This is a genomic window from Streptomyces sp. PU-14G (genome assembly GCF_041028275.1).
GTDB lineage: Bacteria > Actinomycetota > Actinomycetes > Streptomycetales > Streptomycetaceae > Streptomyces.
In genome coordinates this window covers 1-6465 of sequence record NZ_JASKYT010000362.1, presented here as the reverse complement: position 1 = coordinate 6465, position 6465 = coordinate 1, and the positions used below count along the sequence as shown (strand labels likewise).

The following is a 6465-nucleotide window of genomic DNA, read 5'->3' as shown; positions in this document are numbered from 1 at the left end:
CCCCAACCGCGGCTCGGCTCCGGGCCCGGCCCCTGCCCGGATCCGGCCCCACCCGGATCCGGAATAGCGGTATTCGGGTCGCCGAAGCCGGATGAGGGGGCGGATACGGATTAGCATCGAGGGGGTAACGGTCCGGGTTCGCCCGGGCCCCTGCCCGGCCGCGGCCCGGCCCCTGCCCGGATCCGGCCCCACCCGGATCCGGAATAGCGGTATTCGGGTCGCCGAAGCCGGATGAGGGGGCGGATACGGATTAGCATCGAGGGGGTAACGGTCCGGGTTCGCCCGGGCTGTTGCCGTCCCGTTCCGCCTCTGAGACCGGCTCTTGAGCCGGGCCGGCCCAAGAAGGAGCGCGTGCCATGAGCGACGGCAGCCGCACGAGCCGGATGCGCAGGACCAGCGTGTGGCTGGAGGAGCGGCCGGGGGCGCGCCGCAAAGCGACCGGTGCGTCGCAGACGGAGGGGCTGGACCGGGAGAAGATCACGGCGGCGGCGGTGCGGCTGCTGGACACCGAGGGGCTGGCGAGGTTCTCGATGCGCCGGCTGGCCGCGGATCTGGGCGTGACGGCCATGTCCGTGTACTGGTACGTGGATCGCAAGGACGATCTGCTCGAACTGGCGCTGGACGCGGTCGAGGGGGAGCTGGAGGTGCCGGACGCGGAGGCCGAAGGCGCCGACTGGCGTGAGCAGTTGCGGCAGGCGGCGTTCGCGCTGCGCGGGCTGCTGCGTCGTCATCCGTGGGCGTCGGGCACGCTGGGCAGCTTCTTGAACGTCGGGCCGAGTGCGATGGGGTTCCAGCTGGGGGTGCGGCGGGTGCTGCTGCGTTCCGGGCTTCCCGAGCAGCAGGCGGATGGCGCGCTGGCGGCTCTCTTCTCGTTCGTCTACGGGCACGCGGCCGTCGAGGAGAGCTGGAACCGCCGGTGCAGCGAGGCGGGGGTCAGTTCGCAGGACTGTTTTGACGCGCTGCGTACGGCCCTGGGGGCGCGTCCTGAGTACGCGGCCGGTTCGGAGGCCGTGCGTCCGGTGGCGGAGCGGGACTTCGGGGTCGCGCTCGACTGTGTGATCGCCGGTATCGAGGCCGGAACGCGCGGAGGGCGCGGCCCGGCCCCGCAGGGCCGGGCCGCGCCCGTGATTCCGCCGCAGCCACCGGCCCCCGAGGACCGGTGAGGGACCGCGAGGTCCCCGAGGCCGGGGGGCCGGTGAGGGCCGGGAACCGGTGAGGACCGGCGGGGACCGTGAGATCCCCGGTGCCGGCCGGCTGCCGTCAGAACGGCAGTGATTCTCCCTGTACGGCCTGGATGTCCAGGTCGACCCTGAGGGTGGTGCCGACGGCCGCGATGCCGGCCTGGAGGACCTGGTTGTAGTTCATCGCGAAGTCCGAGCGCCGCAGTTCGGCGGTGGCGCGGAACGAGGCCCGCACGCCGCCCCACGGGTCGGGGCCGGTGCCCAGGTAGGTCAGGTCCAGGTCCACGTCGCGGACGACTCCGTGCATGCCGAGCTGTCCGTGCACCGTCCACCGGTCGGGTCCTGCCACGTCGACGCCCGTGCTCCGGTAGGTGATGTCCGGGTACGTCTCGATGTTGAGGAAGTCCCCGGAGCGCAGGTGCTGGTCGCGCATGTCGTTGCCGGTGTTGATGGACTCCGCCTTGATGACGGCTTCCACCGACGACTTCTCCGAATCCTGGGCGATCTCGATGCGGCCGCCGAACTCGGTGAACCTGCCGTGCACGCTGGTCATGCCCAGGTGCTGGGCGCTGGCGGCGACCGTGGAGTGCATCGGGTCGATCGTCCAGGCGCCGGGCGGCGGCAGTTCGACGCCGCCCTGCCGGGCGAGTACCAGGGTGCCCAGGTCCGCGCGCCCGGAGGCGGTGACCATCGCCGTGGAGGCGGCCGGTGCGTAACCGACGGCCGTGGCGATCACCGTGTACGGGCCCGCGGGCAGCGGCTCCGCGCTGCGCACGAGGCCTTCGTCGTCGGCCTCGGCACGCAGGACCTGGTTGCCGGTCATGTCGGTGACGGTCAGCACGGCGTGCTGCACCGCCCAGCCGTCCCGGGTCCGCACTCGTGCTCGGACGCCGCCCCCGCCGGCGCCCGCCCCCGGGACTCCTGTCCCCGGAACGCCTGTTCCAGGGAGGTCGGCGCCTTGAGCGCCGTCTGCTCCGCTTGCCCCGACTGTCATGTCTTCCTTGCTCCTTCTCGCATACGACGGGCCCCGGCGCCTCGGCGGCGGGCCGTCCCTTGCCCGCGCTCGCGCAGTGCGTCGCGCAGTGCGGTTCGCAGTACGTTTCGCAGTGCGGTGCTCCGGGCGGCCGGGGCCCTTCCCCAGCCCGGTCCCGACGGCGCGCGCTCCGCTCGATGACGCGCGCCGTCCGGACCGGGGGGTCACTCGTCCGGGTGGTGCAGTTCGATGTCGTACGCGTCCACTCCGGGCCCGGCCACGCGCAGCGCGTTCGCCTGGGGCGGGTACCCGCTGGCGATGACCGAGTAGTCGCCGGCGTCCAGGTCGGTGAAGGCGTAGGCGCCGTCCTCACCGGTGGTGGACGTGGCGATGACGTTGCCGGCGGCGTCCACCAGCGTGACCCGCGCGTCCTGCAGCGGGGTGCGGTGCGCACCCGCGCGCACGGTGCCGGTCACCCGGGCCCCGGACGCCAGGTCGATGTCGAGCCGGGTCACGCCCTGGCCCTGGACCTCGACCGGGACCGCGGTGGGCCGGTAGCCGCCGGCGTTCACGGCGAGCGTGAAGGTGCCGGTGACCAGCTCGTCGAAGCGGTAGTCGCCGGAGTCGCCGGTCACGCCGGTGGCCAGCACCTCGCCGCGCACGTCGGTGACGACGACCATCGCGCCGCTCACCGGCGCGCCGTCCGCCAGCCCGCGCACCTGGCCTGCCAGGCCGCTGGTGCCCGAGAGCAGCAGGTCGTGGCTGAGAGGACCCTCGCCGATCACGATCGTGGACGCCTGCGGCTGGTGACCGTCGGCGGCAGCGATCAGGACGTACGAACCGGGCCCTGGCGCGTCCAGCCCGTAGGAGCCGTCGGCGTGGGCGACGGAGCGACCGAGCTGCCGTCCGCTGAGCGAGATCAGCGTGACCGCCGCGCGGGCGACGCCGATGCCGTCGGCGTTGCGTACGGTGCCGTAGACCCCGTAACCACTGGTGGGTACCGGAGCCGGGGACTGGGCTGTGGCCATGGATGCGTACTCCCTGAACTGCTGAGTGTCGCCCCCCGGTTGTGCGGACTGCGCCTGGGCGGCGGCGGCCGGTGCGGCCTGCCGGTCGACCATCGGCTGCGGTGCCGTGCGCTCGACGGCCGGTGTGTCGGCCGGCTGTGCGGAGACCCCCGCGGACGCCGTCGCCATGGCGGGCTGCTGTGCGTCGTCCTCGTCCGCCTCGTTGGCCGAGGTGGTACGCAGCGGGACCTCGCGGATGAACAGCACGCTCAGCAGCGCCAGCAGCGCGACCGGCGCGGCGTACAGGTAGATGTCGCCGATGCCGTGGCCGTACGCGCTCTCCACGACGGTGCGCACAGGCCCAGGCAGCTTGTCGACCTCGGGCAGCGCGCTGCCGCCCCCGCCGGTGCCGCCGGTGGAGCCGGGCTTGATGCCCAGCTTGGCGAAGCCGTCCTCCATGTAGTGGGTGATCCGGGTGGAGAGCACGGCGCCGAGCGCCGAGACACCGACCGCACCGCCCAGGGAACGGAAGAAGTTCACCGTGGAGCTGGCCGCGCCCAGGTCGTTGGCCTTGACCTGGTTCTGGGTGGCGAGCACCAGGTTCTGCATCATCATGCCGACGCCGAGTCCGAGCAGCGCCATGAAGATCGCCAGGTGCCAGTACTCGGTGTCGTAGCGCATGGTGCCCAGCAGGCCCATGCCCGCCGTCATCAGCACACCGCCGGTGATCAGGAACCGCTTCCACTTGCCGGTACGGGTGATGATCTGGCCCGAGATGGTGGTGGAGACGAAGAGGCCCGCGATCATCGGGATCGTCATGACACCGGCCATCGTCGGCGACTCGCCGCGCGCCAGCTGGAAGTACTGGCTGAGGAAGACCGTCGCGCCGAACATCGCGATACCGACGAACAGCGAGGCGACGGCGGCCAGGGAGATCGTGCCGTTGCGGAACAGCCGCAGCGGGATGATCGGCTCCTTGGCCTTCGACTCGACGAGCACGAACAGCAGTGCCAGCACGATGGCTCCGCCGACCATGGCGTAGGTCTGCCAGGAGACCCAGTCGTACTTGTCACCCGCGAAGGTGACCCACAGCAGCAGGGTGCAGGCCGCGGCGGCGACGAGGAACGCGCCGAGCCAGTCGACCTTGACGCCCTCCCGCTTGACGACGGGCAGCTTCAGCGTCTTCTGCAGCACGATCAGCGCGATGATCGCGAACGGGACGCCGACGTAGAAGCACCAGCGCCAGCCGAGCCAGCTCGTGTCGGTGATCACGCCGCCGAGCAGCGGACCGCCGACGGTGGCGACGGCGAACGTGGCGCCGAGGTAGCCGCTGTACCGCCCGCGCTCACGCGGGGAGATCATGGCGGCCATGATGATCTGGGCCAGGGCGGACAGACCGCCCATGCCTATGCCCTGGACCACCCGGAAGGTGATCAGCATGCCGGGGTTCTGCGAGAGCCCCGCACCCGCCGATGCCAGCACGAAGACGATCAGCGCGATCTGCACCAGCAGCTTCTTGCTGGTGAGGTCGGCCAGCTTGCCCCACAGCGGGGTCGAGGCGGTCATCGCCAGCAGCGATGCCGTCACCACCCAGGTGTAGGAGCTCTGGCTGCCGTTCAGGTCGGCGATGATCTTCGGAAGCGCCGTGGAGACGATCGTCGACGACAGGATGGCGACGAACATGCCGAGCAGCAGCCCGGAGAGCGCCTCCATGATCTGCCGGTGTGTCATCTTCGGTGTGCCGTCGGATGCCGGTGCGGCGGTGGTGCCCGCGCCCGGAGCCGGGGCCTGGGCCTGGCCGCCGACTGCGTGTCCGTGAGCCGCGTGTCGGGCCCCGCCGCCGGCCCCTTGCACGGCGTCGCGGGGCCCCCCAACCGGTGGCTGGGGTCGGGTTGTTGCCATTCGGCGTCCTTCTCACTCAGTGTGTTGCGGTGGTTTTCGTCTCGTGGGGTTGCCCGCCGCGGGCGCGGCAGTCCCCGAAGCTCGCTCGGAGCCGGTTGAGCAGGTCGTTGAGCTGGGCGACGTCCTCGTCGCTCCAGTCGTGCAGGTGAGCGGCCAGCGACTCGATCGTGTGCGCCGAGAGGTCCGTCAGGAACCGCTCACCTCGGTCACTGATCCGCAGCAGCCGGGAGCGGCCGTCCTGCGGGTCAGGGTGGCGTTCGATCCAGCCGCGGTCGGCGACGTGGGCGACGTGCCGGCTGGTCACCGACATGTCGATCGCCATCAGCTCGGCCAGTTGGCTGGTGCGCAGCTCCCCGTGTTTGTTCAGGAGCATCAGTACGGCCGCCGACGCGGGCGGACACTCCGGGGGGAGACCACGCGCCATCTCTCGTTTGACGGCGCCTATGGCGCTGATCTGCCGGGCCAGCTCCTCGTACTGACTGCGTTCGGCCATCTGCACCCCATGAACTTGTTGCTTAAGGCAACCATACGAGTGGTTGGTTGCTGTAGGCAAGTTGATTCCGGGCAAGCCAGGCAAACACTCGACCAAGTCCGGGTGTGCCGCCCTTCAAGCGCGGACCGCGAGCCACGGAAAACCGCAGGTGGGCGCGGGACGGCACGGCGGCAGGGGCCCAGGCCCGTAATGTGAGGGACCGCACACCGGCGGCCCGGCCCGCGCTGTGCCATCCGAGCGCCGGTTCGCTAGGGTCCTGGGACATGGCTCACAACCCGCACGCGCCCCAGGGTCCGGACGCACAGGGACACCACCCCGACCCGGCAGGCAGCACCCAGATGTTCCGCGCCTTCGTCGACGAGGGCGGCCCCCAGCAGGGTAGGCGGCCCGCTCCGGCACCGGCCCCCGCGGGGCCGCGCGTCGGCGTGATCGTCGGCGTCGTGGCAGCCGTCGTCGTCCTCGGCGCCATCGCCTGGCTGGCCTTCTCCTGACGGCTCCCCGGGCGGCGTGCACGCGGCGTCACACCACCTCACCCGGTGTGCGCGACGTCATCGGGCCGCCCGGCTCACTCCCCCTTCCAGCCTGAGAGCTTCACCTCGCGGGTCTCGACGTGCATGCCCAGCGGCACCCGCCAGGAGTCCACGCACACCTTCCAGGCCTTCTCCTTCTTCTCCCCGGCGCCGATCGGCACGGGGAGCGCGCGCGTGCTCTCACGCGTGGCCCAGTCGACGCCGAGGGCGCCGATGATGTGGGTCGAGAAAGTGATCCTGCCGCCCGTGACGGGGCGGCCACCGGTGTTGGCGAGGCGTACGGTCACCTTCTCGCACCACCGCTTGTCCGCCTTCGCCCGCTGTGGCTCGCTCGCGGTCAGGATGGCGGGACCGTCTTCCGCGCCCGGCTCGCCCGACC

General features: G+C 71.6%; 5 protein-coding genes and 1 pseudogene. 2 read left to right on the top strand and 4 right to left on the bottom strand.

Going from position 1 to position 6465, the window contains the following annotated elements; all coding sequences use genetic code 11:
• Window positions 1-356: 356 nt before the first annotated feature.
• Entirely contained in the window at window positions 357-1163 is an 807-nt protein-coding gene (locus AB8Z75_RS28820) for a TetR/AcrR family transcriptional regulator (RefSeq protein WP_369207052.1), read from the top strand.
• Window positions 1164-1260: 97 nt separating this feature from the next.
• Here the strand turns inward: AB8Z75_RS28820 and AB8Z75_RS28815 are convergent, their stop codons facing one another.
• The 3 genes from AB8Z75_RS28815 to AB8Z75_RS28805 all read right to left on the bottom strand — a co-directional run bounded on the left by AB8Z75_RS28815 (window position 1261) and on the right by AB8Z75_RS28805 (window position 5556).
• A complete protein-coding gene (locus AB8Z75_RS28815) occupies window positions 1261-2175 on the bottom strand; it encodes a YceI family protein (protein ID WP_369207050.1) in 915 nt (304 codons plus the stop codon).
• Between the two features lie 203 nt (window positions 2176-2378).
• Window positions 2379-4892: an MFS transporter gene (locus tag AB8Z75_RS28810; RefSeq protein WP_369207048.1), complete on the bottom strand. Its 2514-nt coding sequence runs from the start codon at window positions 4890-4892 to the stop codon at window positions 2379-2381.
• Window positions 4893-5079: 187 nt separating this feature from the next.
• Window positions 5080-5556, bottom strand: coding sequence for a MarR family winged helix-turn-helix transcriptional regulator (locus AB8Z75_RS28805; RefSeq protein ID WP_369207046.1), 477 nt, complete (start codon window positions 5554-5556; stop codon window positions 5080-5082).
• 263 nt (window positions 5557-5819) lie between these two features.
• Here AB8Z75_RS28805 and AB8Z75_RS28800 point away from each other — a divergent pair, with 263 nt between their 5' ends.
• Complete coding sequence (locus AB8Z75_RS28800; RefSeq protein WP_369207044.1) at window positions 5820-6047, top strand: hypothetical protein; 228 nt, start codon at window positions 5820-5822, stop codon at window positions 6045-6047.
• 74 nt (window positions 6048-6121) lie between these two features.
• On the opposite strand, the pseudogene AB8Z75_RS28795 reads toward AB8Z75_RS28800, so the two are convergent.
• Window positions 6122-6465 (bottom strand): annotated as a pseudogene (locus AB8Z75_RS28795) (hypothetical protein); the annotation flags it as partial.